Raw genomic sequence first — 16,617 nt, 5'->3', positions numbered from 1 at the left:
CACATATCAGTAATGGTATCACAGCAACATTTTACATTTGCGCCACTTACCTTTACAATACATGAACTTGGATATAGCACAAACCGCCAAACAAACCATCGCTGTAGAAGCAAAAGCCATCGCAGCTTTGGGCAATTTTATAGATGCAGATTTTGAAAAGGTGGTAGATATTATTTACCAATGTAAGGGTCGCTTGGTGGTAAGTGGTATTGGTAAAAGTGCCATTGTAGCGCAAAAAATTGTAGCCACACTTAACTCTACAGGCACGCCAGCCTTGTTTATGCATGCTGCCGACGCTATTCATGGCGACCTTGGTATGATTCAAGCCGATGATATGGTTTTGCTAATAAGTAAAAGCGGCGAAAGCGCAGAAATTAAAACACTTGTACCGCTAATAAAAAGCTTTAACAATACACTTATTGGTATGGTGGGCAATGTAAAAAGCTACTTGGCTACGCAATCAAATTTCATCATCAATACCACTATCGATAAAGAAGCCTGTCCTAATAATTTAGCACCAACTACAAGTACTACAGCGCAAATGGTAATGGGTGATGCGTTAGCTGTATGCTTGATGGAATTAAAAGGTTTTAGAGGTGATGATTTTGCAAAATATCATCCTGGTGGTAATTTGGGTAAAAGGCTATACTTAAAAGTGAGTGACATTTACACACATAATCCTGCGCCAAAAGTATTGCCTACTGCTACGCTAAAAGAAGTGATTTTAGAAATTACCCAAAAGCGCCTTGGCGTTACAGCTGTGGTAGATGCTAACAATATTATTAAAGGCATTGTTACCGATGGTGATTTAAGACGTATGCTTGAGCGCAGCGCTAGCTACGATAATATTACTGCTAATGACATCCTTAGCGAAAATCCTAAGACTATTGCACCCAATATTATGGCTGTAGATGCGTTAGAGGTTTTTGCATTGCACGACATTAGCCAATTGCTTGTAGTTGAAAATGGTAATTACTTGGGAGTTTTACATTTACACGACTTAATAAAAGAAGGTATTATGTAAATACGCCTATGTGTATTTTGCAGATAATGAACAATAAATAGCAGACAAAAAGCGTTTTTGTTATCTTCTCTTTATCAATTTTAATAAAATTCTTTAACAACCATACATCCATTATATTTGATTTTATAAAACCTAATGAGCATTATGAATAACCCGAATCACTATGTAGCCATTATGGCTGGCGGTATTGGCAGTCGTTTTTGGCCACAAAGCCGTGTAGGCTACCCTAAACAGTTTCTAGACATTTTAAACACTGGCAAAAGTTTAATTCAATGGACTTTTGAGCGCTACGCTGCATTTATTCCTAAAGAAAATATTTACGTAGTAACCGCTGCTGAATACAGTCATATTTGCGAAGAGCAATTACCAGATATTCCTAAAGAAAATATTATAGCTGAACCAAGCAGAAAAAATACTGCACCATGTGTGGCTTACATTGCTTTTAAATTAAAGCAGCAAAACCCACTTGCATCTTTAATAGTGGCACCAAGCGACCACATGATTATGGATACAGATACTTTTAGAAGCATCTCGTTAAAGGCGCTAAATTTTGTAGATAACAACAACGCATTTGTAACACTTGGTATTCAACCAACTTACCCAAATACTGGTTACGGTTACATTCAATTTGATCAACAAAACGATGCTGGTGATGGTATTTTTAAAGTAAAAACTTTTACTGAAAAACCTAGCCTTGAAATTGCTAAAAGCTTCTTAGAAAGTGGCGACTTTTTATGGAACGGCGGCATCTTTATTTGGAAAGCTGCTGATGTAGTTGAAGCATTTGAAAAATACGATACTGATACATTTGAATTGTTTGATGCTGAAAAAGACAACCTAAATACACCAAACGAAAAAGAAGCAATTGAACGCATTTATCCTTTGTGTAAAAATGTAGCAATAGACGTGGCATTAATGGAAAAAGCACAAAACGTGTATGTTATTCCTTCATCATTCGGCTGGAGCGATTTAGGTACCTGGACAAGCGCATACGATAACCTTGAAAAAGATGCATTGGGCAACGCTATTGCTAGCGATAATACCATTATTATTGACGCTACAAAATGTATGATTAGTGCGCCTTCTGACAAGCTATTGGTATTACAAGGTTTAGACGATTTTGTAGTAATTGATACAAAAGATGCTTTAATGATTTGCAAAAAAGAAAAAGAACAAGCCATTAAAGAATATGTAGCCGAAGTAAAAAGAGCTAAAGGCGATAAATATTTATAAAACAATCTTAAAGTTGTAGTTACAAGATTCAAGTTACAGGCACTATTTTGCTTGTTTCTTGAATCTTGTCTATTTTTACCTATATCTTGAACCTTCATCGAGATATTTTTGTTTTTACCCCTAACGATTATAAACGGTTGTGCCATGAATGAGAGAATGCGTTTGTTTGATTGCATAGACTTGCAGCTACGAAAATTTCCTAAAACAGATATGTTTGGTGCCAAGCAAAATGGCCAATGGATTACCTACAGCACCCAACAAGTACAAGACATTGTGAATAATTTTAGTGCTGGCATGCTCAACCTTGGCCTTAGTGGTAGAGATATGACGGCTGAAGGCAGCGATAAAATTGCGATCATTAGCAACAACAGGCCAGAATGGGTTTTTACTGATTTAGCCGCGCAGCAAATTGGGGTTATTTTAGTACCTATTTACCCAACTACTAATCCTAATGAAATTGAGTTCATATTCAACGATGCGCAGGTAAAATATGTATTTGTAAGCAGCCAAGAAATGCTCACTAAAATAGAAGCTGTTGCACCAAAAGTAGCGTCTATACAAGGCATTTATAGCTTCGATAAAATTGAAGGTTGTAAGCACTGGAGCGATATTACAGCATCTGCAAATGACGCTTCTTTGCAACAAGCAACTAGCTTAAAAGCAAGCATTCCTACATCGCAAATTGCTACTATTATTTACACATCTGGCACTACTGGTGTTCCTAAAGGTGTAATGCTTAGCCACAACAATATTTCTAGCAATGTAAAACATAGTAAAGATAGTTTTCCATTTGAAGATGCACCAGAAAGCAAAGTGCTTAGCTTTTTGCCGCTTAATCATATTTTCGAGAAAATGGTTACTTATATCTATCTGTTTAGCGGTATAAGTATTTACTACGCAGAAAGTTTAGAAACCATTGGCGATAATTTAAAAGAAATTAAACCTGATGGTTTTACCACCGTGCCTCGCTTGCTTGAGAAGGTTTTTGAAAAAATAATGACTACAGGCAGTCAATTAACAGGCATTAAAAAAGCTTTGTTTTACTGGGCGGTAAGTGTAGCTGAAAAATACGATAATCTTGAAGATGGTGGCCCTTGGTACAACTTACAACTTGCCATAGCTAATAAACTTATTTTTAAAAAATGGCGTGAAGCTTTAGGCGGTAATATTCGCTTTATTGTTACTGGTGGTGCGGCTTGTCAGGTAAAACTGCTACGCATATTTAATGCAGGGCAAATACCTGTGTATGAAGGTTATGGCCCTACTGAAAATAGCCCTGTAATATGTGTGAACCGTAAAACCAAAGGCGGTACTAAATTTGGTACAGTAGGCCCACCAATAGAAGGTATTCAAGTAAAGTTGGCTGAAGATGGTGAGATTTTAGTAGCTGGACCAAGTGTAATGGAAGGTTATTTTAAACGTCCTGATTTAACTGCAGAAACTGTTATAGATGGCTGGTTACACACAGGCGATATAGGTGTGTGGGTAGATAATAAATTTTTAAAAATTACCGATAGAAAGAAAGAACTGTTTAAAACAAGTGGCGGCAAATATGTAGCACCTCAGCCTATTGAAAACAAGTTTAAAGAAAGCCCATTTGTAGAGCAAATAATGATTGTAGGTAGCGAACGTAAGTTTGTAGGAGCATTAATTGTTCCGTCATTTACGCACTTAAAAGCTTGGATGCAACATAAGCACTTACCATTTACCACTAATGCAGAAGCTATAAAACAACCTGCAGTTTTAGAAAAATACCAGTCTATTATTGAAGAATTAAACCATCATTTTAACCATGTAGAACAAGTAAAAAAATTTGAGCTACTTGATAAAGAATGGAGCGTTGAAACCGGTGAAATGACACCAAAACTAAGCCTAAAAAGAAAGGTGGTAATGGAAAAATGCGCCGCCGCAATAGAAAACATTTATAAAGATTAGTCTGTTTATAAGCCTCGTTTTCATAGCGAGGCTTTTTTATAAAAATATTTATCGTAAAAATACGATGATATTTCACCAAGCCCCTTACATTTGCTTTATCGTAAAAAACCGATGAACCAAACATGTCAATTGATAAGTCAGCAGAATTTACACAAGAGGAACAAGATTTGGCTGCATTTGCCAAAGTATTTGGTCATCCTGCACGCATTGCCATTTTAAAAATATTGGCCGCTAAAAATGCCTGCATTTGTGGCGAGATTGTAGAAGTACTACCATTGGCACAAGCCACCGTAAGCCAACATTTAAAAGCATTAAAAGAAGCGGGCTTAATTCAGGGTACTATTGATGGTCCTAAAAGTTGCTATTGCATTAACTGGGCCGCTTTTAATGCTTTTAAGCAACAGTTTACCGCACTTTTCAGCACATTAGAAACAGGCAAGCAATCTTGCTGTTAATACCAATCATTTTCTACCAATAAAACTTTCAATTATGCAAACAGATAGCGAATTAAAAGACCTCGTTCGTCAGAAATACAGCGAAATAGCTTTGCAAAGTAAAGCAACCAACCAAGTGTCTTGCTGTGGCGCAGGTGGCTGTAGTACAGAAGTGTACAACATTATGAGCGATGATTACACACAACTAGATGGCTACAATGCAGAAGCAGACCTTGGTTTAGGCTGTGGCTTACCAACACAATTTGCCAAAATACAACCAGGTAATGTAGTAATAGATTTAGGCAGCGGTGCAGGTAACGATGCGTTCATTGCTCGTGCCGAAACAGGTGCTACAGGCAAGGTAATTGGTATAGATTTTACACCTGCCATGATAGAAAAAGCCCGTAACAATGCAGAAACGTTGGGCTTTAATAATGTAGAGTTTCGTCAAGGCGATATAGAACACATGCCTGTTGCAGCCAATGTGGCTGATGTAATTGTAAGCAACTGTGTGCTTAATCTTGTGCCCAATAAAGACGGTGTGTTTAAAGAGATTTTTAGAGTATTAAAACCGGGTGGTCATTTTAGTATTTCAGATGTAGTGTTAGTAGGTACTTTACCAGAAGCTTTGCGCCACGATGCAGAAATGTATGCAGGCTGTGTGGCAGGTGCTATTCAAAAGCAAGTATATTTAGAATTAATTGAAGCCAATGGTTTTACCAACATTACTTTACAAAAAGAAAAAGCCATAGTAATACCAGACGATATATTGATAAACTATTTAAGTGCAGATGAAATACTAGCTTTTAAATCAGGAAACATCGGCATTTTTAGTATCACCGTTTACGCAGAAAAACCAAGCGCTAGCTGTTGCATACCTGGCAGTGGTTGCTGTTAATTATTTTAAATCATGAAGAAATACTATTCTGAATTCATTGGCACTTTTATCATGATGTTTTGTGGTACAGGTGCTATGATTATAGACGAAACAACCAATGGCAGCGTAACGCATGTAGGCGTTGCCATTACTTGGGGCTTAATAGTCATGTCGTTAATTTATGCTTTGGGCGAAACCTCAGGGGCGCATTTTAACCCTGCGGTTACTATTGCATTTACAGTAAACAAAAACTTCCCGCTAAAAGAAGTGTTGCCGTATTTAGCAAGCCAATTTATTGGCGCCATTACTGCTACCAGTTTACTCAAGTATTTATTTCCTACATCTGTGTTTCTTGGTGCTACACTGCCTCGAAACGATGCCATGCAATCACTTATCTTAGAAATCGTTCTCAGTTTTCTGTTAATGATTGTGATTTTAAAAGTGGCCAAAGGCTCTAAAGAACAAGGCTTATTTGCAGGCATTGCTATTGGCTCGGTGGTATTGTTAGAAGCCATGTTTGCTGGCCCAATTTGCGGTGCCAGTATGAACCCGGTTCGTTCATTAACACCGGCTTTGCTATCAGGTAATCTATCTAGTTTATGGCTATACATTGTAGGTCCTACAAGCGGCATGCTTGCCGCTGTAGGCTTTAATAAGTTATTGCGATAAAGAGGTAATTGTGGCGTGCCCTGCTTGGGCAGGTCGGGCTTTCCGTTCCTAGTCCTCGCTACCTGCGGTAGCTGTGGGCTATCCACTGCAATCCCTCACGCAAAACACCAAGTTTTAGCAACACAACAATCATTTAACCATAAAACACTATGTGCCTTTGTGCCTATGTGATAAAAACCAAAACATGAAAAAGAAACTATTATTCGTTTGCATCGAAAACAGCAATCGCAGCCAAATGAGCCAAGCATTTGCCATTATTAATGGCGGCGACAAATTTGAAGCTTACAGCGCAGGTAGCAAACCAAGTGGTATTGTTAATCCTAAAGCCATTGCAGCTATGAAAGAACTTGGCTATGACTTGAGTACCCACGACAGCAAAAGCCTCGATGAAGTAAAAGCCTACGCACCTTTTGATGCAGTAGTAACTATGGGCTGTGGTGATGCTTGCCCTTGGATGCCTGCAAAACGCTTTATTGATTGGGTAATTCCAGATCCAAAACACATGGACCCACATGAATTTAATGAAGTAAGAGATTATATTGAAGGCAAAGTGAAAGGCTTAATAGCTGAACTAGAAGCTGAGTAATAACATCTCTTCTTTAAAACAAAAAAGCAACCCGTTTGGGTTGCTTTTTTAATACTATCGATAAGACGACTACTAGTTGTAGCGTTTAATTTTAACACGCCAAAAGTCTCTATATACAAATGTTGCATGAAACTGCGTGTACACTTCTTTTACCAAGCCAACATCTGTTGTGCCTCTTCTACCAATTTCCAAACCCAGTTGTAAGCCTAAGTTACTTTTTACGGTATTAAAGCCACCACCAAGTGTAATACCATATTCATTTATTTGTTTACCATAAATTTTCAAATAAGAATCAGTATAAAATACACCTGCTTGCATAAAGTATTTCTCAGCACTCAAAATATTACCTTGATAATCTCTAAAACTGATTTTCTTAGAATACTCAAAACCCAATGAATATCTGCTGCTGTTTACTAACTTGTAATTATAAGCATTTGGGTTTGCGCCATCCCAACTTTGAAAATTGTAATCAGCAGCTATGGTGTATTTATCTTTAATTTTTGCAGCAATACCACCAGTGTAAGAAAGCGGTAAGTTAAAGTAAGTGTCTTTGTAATGATTATCGCTCAATAAAGCGGTTGTACCATCTGTTACTTTTAATTGGTTATTGGCTTTTAAAGCTGTTTTTAAAGAGCCAGTAGCACCTGCAAGTAATTGTAAGTTTTTACCAACTTTTGTTTGAAACTGTAAGCCGCCTTTAAAATAAAAGCTACCTAATAGTAAGTTTCTCTCGGTTGTTAAGGTACTATCGCTAACACCACTTAATAGTGTTTCCTTTTGGTCTAATTGGCCAAAAATATAAGCAGTGTGCAAGCCTACAGAAAGATGCTTATTAATTTTATAGCTATTAGCAATAAAAAACTGGTTGGTGCTACCTGTACCCTCATTATAAGTAGGTACTATTGTGGTAGAGCCAATAATTGTTTTAGTACTATAAAAAGAATAATTAGAGGTGCTAAACGGTAACAAGCCAATAGCAGCGCCCCATCTTGGTTTAATTTTAATGGCTACAACTAGTTTCTTAAACTGTAAATCTGATGATTGACTAGCAGAAGCATTGCCAATAGGCGTTCCAGAATAGCTAACAGCTTTGTAACGTGCAGTAGCTTCAAAGTTAAAAAACTTGTCTTGCATACCACTGTACGATGCAGGATTGGCATGGTATAAGAAACGGTTCGTAGCATCTGGTGATAATGCTACACCAGCGTGGCCCATACCACTTGTTCTGTCAAAACTACTTTTTTCAATATCGCCTATGCCTACTATTGAATATGGTGAGGCATTATTTTGAGCAGAAATATGGCTGCTACCTATTAAGCAAGAAACAAATAAACCAGTTAGTATGTTAATTTTCATGTGTTCTTTTTTAAAACAATAACCAATAGCAGCTATTTTATTTCACAGCTACATAAAAAATCTGCAGCTCTATTTTACTATTAGGAATATTGTTTAGTTTATTACCAATAGCTACACGGTTAAACAGTGTTTCGTAACCGCCAGATGGTGGCGACATTAACAAACCATCGTAGTCGTTATTAGGATTGGTAATAGCATACTTAATGTAGTTAGTAACATCATAACTGTAAGCAGTGCTTACACCGTAAGTATAATCGGTAAATAAATTACCAAATTGCGTTTGTTGCGAGCCACTTGAGGTTAATTCTGTTAAGTCTGTACCAATTTTATTAAGTGCTGTGGTAGTTGATAATCTTAAAGATGGCGGTAAAAAGAAGGTTCTATCATAAGTACCTGCAACAGGTCTTACAATCAATCTAGCGTTGAGGATTTTAGCGTAATTGGGTGCTTTCAATAAATCTTTAACCGTAGGAAATTTAACTTTAGTAATTACACTACCTGCAGATTGTATATAGGCAACATTATCACTTAAGCGGCTACTTTTTTCTTTTACCTGACCAACACTATTACCAAGGTCTTTAATATTTGCAGAACCTGTACTTCTATCAACGGTAATATTTGTAAAATGTAGGTTTTTATTAGTAATGGTAAAGTCAATATTCTTATTAATCAAATACAAGTCTTTCTTTTTGTACTGAATACGCAACTTGGCACTATCGCTACAACCAAAAACCAACTGACTGCTATTATTACTGCTAATACGAATGCCCTTGAAATAGTTAAGAAAAGTTTCAGCCGTTTTCACAGTATCGCTTTTTCTGGTAAACATATTCAGCATTTCTTGCCCTAAAGCAGGGTTCAGCTTTATAAAAATGGTATCTGTTTGTTTTGGATTGATAATAACATCTTTTGAACCTAGAACCGTTGGATTTACATTGAAGGAATTAACATTATAGAGCACAAATCCATTTTCATAGGGCTGAATTTTGTCTGTTACTCTTGATACATTTATATGAATTGGCTTTGTAGTATCGCCGTAGAAGTTTTTGTTAAGCTTTAATATCAAAGTCAATGAGTCAAATAAAACATTGTCGTAAATGTCTTCATAACTAGGCGGTGCTACTTGAAAATAAGTTTGCGTAGCTATTGTACCAAAAATCGGGTCTTTATAGCCACCCACCAACGTAGTACCTAAACCAGATGTAGCAAACGAATCTACAAAAACGGTAGATAGTTCTGCACCAAACGTATCCACTTTAATAATTTGTGTAGTACCTGCATCTACAAAATCGCTACCAAATTGAATATCAACCTTTTTGCAGGCTATTGTACCAATGATAAGTGACAGTAAAACAATAATGGAAAATTTCTGCTGCATTTTGGCTTTTTATGCGTTTTAAAACTATCAAAGCTATTGATAATAGAATATACAATGTTAGGCTGCACTGCTGTTACAAAATTGTTAGTATGGATAAATAAATTGTTTTACCCGATAAAATGCCTAATCTTGTCTATTAGTAGCAACATCATACCGAAATAAATATTTCCCTTATTTTGCAGCCCGTTTGCAAATATAGGTGATATGAATTTTAATAGTTAGTAGACAAAATGAAACTATTCATCTACAAATACTATTTAAAAGTCCATATTAACTATTTCTTTGACAAGCCCACTAATAATTTCAGCAAAATTTTAACTGATCATGAAGCAATTAAAGTACTTTTTCTTTTTACCAGCCAGTATCGTTTTATTGGCAATTTCTTGTTCTAAAAGCAGTGATTCTACCGACTTGGTTGGTAACTGGATTACGCGTTCTCAATTAAATGGCGACGCTCGTTACGAAGCCACATCATTTGTAATAGGCGATACGGCATATATTGCTACAGGTTATAATGGTACAGACCGCTACCGTGATGTATGGGCTTACCGAGCAGACAATAATACTTGGACATTAAAAGCAACTTTTGCAGGTGTTGCACGTAACTCTGCTGTGGGTTTTGCAGTAAGCGGCAAAGGTTATGTTACTACAGGTTACGATGGTACTAAACGTTTAAAAGATACTTGGCAATACGACCCTGCAACTAATAGCTGGACAGCTAAAGCAGCTTTCCCAGAACCAGCTAATGCAGGTACAGGTAACAGCGATGGCCGTTACGATGCAACTGCATTTACTTTAACTGCAAATGGTGTAGCTAGAGGTTACGTAACTTGTGGTTATAATGGTGGTACACAAAAAGATATGTATTCTTACAATCCAATTACTGATACTTGGAGAGAAGAAATTGCTACACCTGGTGCTAAACGTAGTGGTGCTATTGCTTTTGTTTATAACAACAAAGCTTATTTAGTTACAGGTTCTAGCAGCGGTAGCAATGTAAACGACTTCTATTCTTACGACCCAAATACAGGTACTTGGACAGAATTAAACAAAATTACCAACGTAAGTACTGATAGCTTCGATGATGACTATACTGATATTGCTCGTACCAATGCTGTTGCATTTGTAATAGGCGATAAAGGCTTTTTAGCTACTGGTGAAATTGGTGGTTTTACTTCTAAAGTTTGGGCTTACGATTTTGCAACTGACAGATGGAGTCGCAAACATGATTTTGAACGTTCTGCACGTTCTGGTGCTTTAGCATTCACTATCAAAGGCCGTGGCTTTGTAACTACAGGTAGAGCAAGTGGTTTACCATTTGATGATATTGAAGAGTTTCAACCAGATGCAACTTACAATTCAAATGATTAAGAAGAATTGGGTGTACATACTGTTTGTACTATCGGTTATTGTTTTTGCCATTACACAATACCAAAAGCATCAAAAAAATGCGATTTTGGCAAAAGCAAAACAGTTACCTACAGGCGGTTGGGGTTACGATATTTATGTTAAAGACTCGGTGTATATTTCACAAGATATTATACCAGCAGTTACAGGACGAAAAGCATTTGCATCTGAAAATGACGCCTTAAAAGTGGGCGAATTGATGGTGACAAAAATGAAAAATAACTTACGACCAGTAATTACTGACTTTGAATTAGATAGTTTAAAAGTCTCACGATAATTCAAAAAACGCTTGGCAAATTTGCCAAGCGTTTTTTATTGCAGTAAACTACTACATATTGCTTAATCTTGTCGGCAAAATTAAAACACTTTTATGGCTACTTATCTTATAAAAAATACCACCATTGTAAATGAAGGCCAACAGTTTCATGGCGACATTTTAATTAAAAACCAACGCATAGAAAAAATTGCAGCCAATATTACCACTACAGAAGCTGTAATTGAAATTGATGGCACCAATCAGTATGTACTACCAGGCTGTATTGATGATCAAGTACATTTTCGTGAACCAGGCTTAACGCATAAGGCTAACATCTATACCGAGTCAAAAGCGGCAGTAGCAGGTGGCGTTACGAGTTTTATGGAAATGCCAAACACCAATCCACCTGCATTTACACAAGAATTACTTGAACAGAAATACGAAATAGGCAAGCAAACTGCTTTAGCTAATTACTCATTCTTCATGGGTACATCTAATGACAACTTGGATGAAATTTTAAAAACAAACGATAAGAAAAATGAGGTTTGTGGCGTAAAAATATTTATGGGTAGTTCTACAGGTAATTTATTGGTAGATAGCCCATTGGTACTTGAAAGCGTATTTGAAGGTAGCGAACTTTTAATAGCTACACATTGCGAAGAAGAAAGCATCATCAAGGCTAATTTGGCCAAAATGAAAGGCGGAAAAGCTGAGCTAGAGCCAAGTGATCATCCTATTATTCGCAATGAAGAAGCGTGTTTTGAGTCATCTTTCAAGGCCATTCAATTTGCAAAAAAATATAATAGTCGCTTACATATTTTACACATTACCACTGCTAAAGAATTGCAACTGTTTGGCAATATGGTAGCGCTAGAAGATAAACGCATTACAGCAGAAGTTTGTGTGCATCACCTGCACTTTACTAGCGATGATTACGCAACACTAGGCAACCAAATAAAATGTAATCCCGCCATAAAAGCGCCACACAATAAAGCCGCTTTGTGGGAGGGATTGCTTGATGGCAGATTGGATGTAATAGCTACAGACCACGCACCGCATATACTAGAAGAAAAAGGGTGCATGAGAACCGATGACCCAAAACACCCAATAATTGCTGTTGGTGAAGGCTTGTACGAGAAAACCCATGCAGGCTTGCCGCTAGTGCAGCATAGCTTACAACTAATGTTATACTATGTAAAAGAAGGTAAGATTAGCATAGAAAAAGTAGTAGAAAAAATGAGCCATAATGTTGCTACTTGCTTTCAAATGAAAGAACGTGGTTTTATTAGAGAAGGCTATTATGCTGACTTAGTAATGGTGAACCTAGACCAGCCAGAAACAATAGCCAAAAGCAATATTTTATACAAATGCGGTTGGAGCCCTTTGGAAGGTTTTACAGTACCAGCAAGTATTACACACACATTTGTAAGCGGTCATTTAGCCTATCAAAATGGGGTGTTTAATGAGTCGGTTAAAGGCGAACGATTACAGTTTGATAGAGGGTAATGTTTAAGAAACATGTTTCGAGAGACAAGTTTTATGGAAAAAAGTAAATATTGTATCTAACCCATTTGTATTTTGAATTTTTACTTGCTAAGATGATGGCAACCTAACTAATATGCAAATAGACAAAACCACCTTACAAGACCTTTCTATTTTTCATAGCGATGAAGAACAGTCGGTATTTCACAAACTGAACTTTACCCAAACCAATGATGGTAGAGAATATTTGCGTTGGATTTTAGGCCGCCCATTAGATAATCTCAGCGACATACAAGATGCACAAATCACCATTCAAACCTTAATGGCTTGTGCAGATAATTTTCCTACTACCATCACCAATGGTACAATGATGGTAATGGATAAGTTTTATGAAACGCAGTTAGACGCTTATCCTACACAGCCTAATGGCTTTAACAGTTTTGTGTATGCAGTTATTAGTAAATCAGACTTCTCTCTTACAAAATACTCAATAGAACATTTTGCTGCTTTTTTTAAAGGCTTACGGCAAATAGTGGCTTTACTACAACAGCAAAAACAAACGAGTAAACAAATACAAACATGGTGTGATAGAATTACCTATTTACTATCAGACCACCACATACAAGCTATACAGCAATACGAAAAAAACGATGGCACACCTAAGTACAGAATTCTAGAATACGGAAGCTTTTTGCGCCGTCAGTTTAAGCAAAAAAATACCGACTTAATGGATATTTATGCAAGGCTAGATGCTTACTTAAGTCTTGCTATTGCTAGTAAAAAATACCAATTTGCCTTTCCTACCATTGAAGCGACAACACAACCATATATTGAAGCCAAAGGCTTATGGCATTTGCTATTAAACGTACCTGTTAGCTACGATGTAACGCTGAATAAGGATACGAATTTTTTGTTTTTAACTGGCGCAAACATGGCTGGTAAAAGCACGTTTATAAAAGCAGTGGGTGTTTGTGTGTATCTAGCACATGTAGGTATGGGCGTACCTGCGCAAAACATGCAACTCAGTTTGTTTGATGGCTTATTGAGTAACATCAACGTAGTAGACAATATTATTAAAGGCGAAAGCTATTTTTTTAACGAAGTAAAGCGCATAAAAAATACCATTGAAAAAATAAGCGATGGTAAACGCTGGCTAATACTGATAGACGAACTATTTAAAGGTACCAACGTACAAGATGCTATGAAATGTAGTACTACCGTAATAGAAGGCTTGCATAAAATGCCTAATGCACTATTTATTTTATCTACCCATTTATACGAAATAGGCGAGCAGCTACAACAATATCCTAATATCGATTTTCGCTTTTTTGAAACAAGTGTTGCGGATAACGAATTGGTATTTAGCTACCAACTTAAAAAAGGCATTAGTAATGATAGGTTGGGCTATTTAATACTAAAAAGAGAGGGTGTGGTAACACTTTTAGACGCATTATAAACCTATAAATACAACGCTTTTTAGCGGTTGATACTTAGAAAAAGCCGTTTTGTACAATATTTTCAGTAAAACTTGTAGCCGCATATATGTTTGCACTACAAAACTGAAACAATGAGAAACTTCTTCTTAACCGCTATTCTTTTTATTACAAGTTTGGGTGCATTGGCACAAAACAAAACCAATCAAATTACAGGTACCGTTACAGATAGCCTTAGCAAGCAACCTTTACCAAATGCAACCGTGACGCTATCTAGCGGCTCTACAACCATAAAAACCACCACATCTGATAACAAAGGCGCTTATGCCTTTAAAAACATCACCAATGGCACTTACAGCCTATCTATTCAATACATTGGCTATAAAACTACACGCCTTACAGGTATTACTGTAAATGGCGAACCTACACAAGCATTTACCCACAAACTTATTCTAGATCAACAAGGCTTAAAAGCAGTAACCGTAACTTCTGCTAAACCATTTATCGTAATGTCTGCCGATAAGCTGACGCTAAACGTAGCGTCTAGCCCAATTGCTGCTGGTGGCAATGCTTACGATGTAATATTAAGAGCACCTGGCGTGGTAGAACAAAACAATAGCCTTAGCCTTAATGGCAAATCGGTTACAGTTTTAATCAATGGCCGTCCATCAAACCTTACAGGCGAAGATTTAAAAACCATGTTATCTGCCATGCAAGCAAATGGTATAGAAAAAGTAGAAGTGATTTCAAATCCTTCGGCTAAATACGATGCGCAAGGTGCTAGTGTGATAAATATTGTTTTGGCAAAAAATAAAAACCTTGGCACCAATGGTAACGCAACACTTGGTGTAGGTACTGGTAGATATGTACGTGGCAATACTAGCCTTACACTTAACCATCGCAACGCAAAAACTAATATTTACGGTAGTTACGACTATGCTTACAATCCTCAGTACATTCAAAATGCATCTGATAGAAACATTGGCAGCAACGCTACCCTTGCAGAAACAGAATACGACGTAAGAAAACGTAGCAATCACAACTATAAAATTGGTATTGATTACGACATTAACAAACGCAGTTCTATTGGTTTTTTAGCAAAAGGTATTTCTGTGGTAAGAAACAGACAAGTAGACCACAACACGCTTCTAGATGTTGCTGGCCTTGCAAAAGACAGCACCTCTAACATTACAACATCTGGTTCTGCTACTATTTTCAACCCATCTATTAATGTGTATTACAAAACATTGCTAGATAGTGCTGGCAAAACTGACATCGTTTTTAACGCAGATTATTTTCATTATAACAGACAATGGAACGATGACTTTACCACTCGCTACTACGATGATAAAGGCTTGCAATACCAACAACCATTTTACTTACGAGATAATTCACCAGCTATTGTTACACTAAAATCTATCACGGCAGATTTTACAAGTACTACAAAATTTGGTAAATGGGAAGCAGGTGTAAAAGCATCATTTGCTAAAACAGATAACGATGTACTTTGGGAACAACAAGTAGGCAACACCTGGAAAGTTGATGCGAATAAAACCAATCACTTCATTTACAAAGAGAACATTTTTGCAGGCTACCTTAACCTCAATAAAACCATTAAGAAATACAGTATTCAAGCAGGTTTGCGTACAGAATATACAAGCACCAATGGTACATCGGTAACTATTAACCAAACCAATACCAACAAGTACATCAGCTTGTTTCCTAACGTAGCGGTGTCATACACAAAGTCTGCATCGCACATGTTTAAGCTAGGCTATCGCAAAAGCATCCAACGTTTTGGCTACGAGGTTGTAAACCCATTTGTAGTGTACCAAAGTCAATTTAGCTATACACAAGGCAACCCCACCATTCTACCAACATTTGTTCACTCGTTCGAGCTGACACACGTGTACAAGTACCAATTATTTACTACCCTAAGTTACTCGCACATTACACAAACATTGGCACAAGTATATAAACCTGGTAGCGATAGTTCTGTAATAAGCACTTATGATAATTTAAACAACGCAACCGTCGTTTCATTGACTGTTACAAGTCAAAAAAGCTTCTTTAAAGGTGTTTGGGGCAGCGTAAATACACTTGGTTCTTTTTATGCCAAATACGATGCGCAGTCTTTCGGTAATGCAGTAAATTCAAGGGTTACAGGCTATATTAATACCACCAACACATTTGCATTACCTAAAAAATGGAAGGCTGAGTTACAAGCTTACTACAGCACACCTATTGCTTCTGGTATTTACAATATAGACGGTATGTTACAAGTAAATATTGGCCTAAGTAAACCAATAATGAATGGCAAAGGCTCGCTTGCTTGCAACGTGAAAGATATATTTAACACCTTTGAATACCGCATCAATACCTTGTACAATGGTGGTACCATTCACACCTACAACAAAGCTGAAAGCCGCTTTGTAAACCTTGTATTCACTTACAAGTTTGGTAACAATAAAGTTCGTGCAAGCAAAACAAGAACCACTGGTCTTGAAGAAGAAAAAGGCAGATTAGGTAACAACTAACCAAATTATA

Annotated in this window: 14 protein-coding genes; 12 read left to right on the top strand and 2 right to left on the bottom strand. The window is 37.0% G+C overall.

What is annotated here, in order from left to right; all coding sequences use genetic code 11:
- The first annotated feature begins 61 nt into the window (after positions 1 to 61).
- The 7 genes from ACT9TX_RS09775 to ACT9TX_RS09745 all read left to right on the top strand — a co-directional run bounded on the left by ACT9TX_RS09775 (position 62) and on the right by ACT9TX_RS09745 (position 6,758).
- The gene (locus ACT9TX_RS09775; RefSeq protein WP_481338101.1) at positions 62 to 1,024 is read left to right on the top strand and encodes a KpsF/GutQ family sugar-phosphate isomerase; all 963 of its coding nucleotides are present in this window, start codon (positions 62 to 64) and stop codon (positions 1,022 to 1,024) included.
- Positions 1,025 to 1,168: 144 nt separating this feature from the next.
- On the top strand, positions 1,169 to 2,257 hold the full coding sequence (locus ACT9TX_RS09770) for a mannose-1-phosphate guanylyltransferase (RefSeq protein WP_481338100.1): 1,089 nt from the start codon (positions 1,169 to 1,171) through the stop codon (positions 2,255 to 2,257).
- A 144-nt stretch (positions 2,258 to 2,401) separates the two neighbouring features.
- Positions 2,402 to 4,192, top strand: coding sequence for an AMP-dependent synthetase/ligase (locus ACT9TX_RS09765; RefSeq protein ID WP_481338099.1), 1,791 nt, complete (start codon positions 2,402 to 2,404; stop codon positions 4,190 to 4,192).
- 122 nt (positions 4,193 to 4,314) lie between these two features.
- Positions 4,315 to 4,647 (top strand): ArsR/SmtB family transcription factor, encoded by a 333-nt coding sequence (locus tag ACT9TX_RS09760; RefSeq protein ID WP_481338098.1) that lies wholly within the window; start codon positions 4,315 to 4,317, stop codon positions 4,645 to 4,647.
- A gap of 34 nt (positions 4,648 to 4,681) precedes the next feature.
- Entirely contained in the window at positions 4,682 to 5,524 is an 843-nt protein-coding gene (locus tag ACT9TX_RS09755; protein ID WP_481338097.1) for an arsenite methyltransferase, read from the top strand.
- Positions 5,525 to 5,536: 12 nt separating this feature from the next.
- The gene (locus ACT9TX_RS09750; RefSeq protein WP_481338096.1) at positions 5,537 to 6,172 is read left to right on the top strand and encodes an MIP/aquaporin family protein; all 636 of its coding nucleotides are present in this window, start codon (positions 5,537 to 5,539) and stop codon (positions 6,170 to 6,172) included.
- A gap of 184 nt (positions 6,173 to 6,356) precedes the next feature.
- Positions 6,357 to 6,758: an arsenate reductase ArsC gene (locus ACT9TX_RS09745; RefSeq protein WP_481338095.1), complete on the top strand. Its 402-nt coding sequence runs from the start codon at positions 6,357 to 6,359 to the stop codon at positions 6,756 to 6,758.
- Between the two features lie 72 nt (positions 6,759 to 6,830).
- Here ACT9TX_RS09745 and bamG read toward each other — a convergent pair whose 3' ends face one another.
- Both bamG and ACT9TX_RS09735 read right to left on the bottom strand, forming a co-directional pair.
- A complete protein-coding gene (bamG, locus tag ACT9TX_RS09740; RefSeq protein ID WP_481338094.1) occupies positions 6,831 to 8,114 on the bottom strand; it encodes a BamG family beta-barrel-assembly machinery protein in 1,284 nt (427 codons plus the stop codon).
- Between the two features lie 37 nt (positions 8,115 to 8,151).
- Positions 8,152 to 9,492: a DUF4270 family protein gene (locus ACT9TX_RS09735; RefSeq protein WP_481338093.1), complete on the bottom strand. Its 1,341-nt coding sequence runs from the start codon at positions 9,490 to 9,492 to the stop codon at positions 8,152 to 8,154.
- A gap of 324 nt (positions 9,493 to 9,816) precedes the next feature.
- Between ACT9TX_RS09735 and ACT9TX_RS09730 the strand changes: the two genes are divergently transcribed.
- The 5 genes from ACT9TX_RS09730 to ACT9TX_RS09710 all read left to right on the top strand — a co-directional run bounded on the left by ACT9TX_RS09730 (position 9,817) and on the right by ACT9TX_RS09710 (position 16,607).
- A complete protein-coding gene (locus ACT9TX_RS09730) occupies positions 9,817 to 10,863 on the top strand; it encodes a Kelch repeat-containing protein (protein WP_481338092.1) in 1,047 nt (348 codons plus the stop codon).
- Positions 10,856 to 11,176, top strand: coding sequence for a DUF4907 domain-containing protein (locus ACT9TX_RS09725; protein ID WP_481338091.1), 321 nt, complete (start codon positions 10,856 to 10,858; stop codon positions 11,174 to 11,176). Before ACT9TX_RS09730 ends, ACT9TX_RS09725 begins: the two co-directional genes overlap by 8 nt.
- 93 nt (positions 11,177 to 11,269) lie before the next feature.
- Positions 11,270 to 12,661: a dihydroorotase gene (locus ACT9TX_RS09720; protein WP_481338090.1), complete on the top strand. Its 1,392-nt coding sequence runs from the start codon at positions 11,270 to 11,272 to the stop codon at positions 12,659 to 12,661.
- Positions 12,662 to 12,773: 112 nt separating this feature from the next.
- Positions 12,774 to 14,093 carry a MutS-related protein gene (locus ACT9TX_RS09715; protein WP_481338089.1) on the top strand — a complete coding sequence of 440 codons (1,320 nt, stop codon included), beginning with the start codon at positions 12,774 to 12,776 and terminating at the stop codon, positions 14,091 to 14,093.
- Positions 14,094 to 14,204: 111 nt separating this feature from the next.
- Complete coding sequence (locus tag ACT9TX_RS09710) at positions 14,205 to 16,607, top strand: outer membrane beta-barrel protein (protein ID WP_481338088.1); 2,403 nt, start codon at positions 14,205 to 14,207, stop codon at positions 16,605 to 16,607.
- Positions 16,608 to 16,617: the final 10 nt, after the last annotated feature.

Source organism: Parasediminibacterium sp. HNIBRBA5674, from assembly GCF_056745525.1.
The sequence above is the reverse complement of the archived record's forward strand: the minus strand, read 5'-3'. Positions and strand labels throughout refer to the sequence as shown.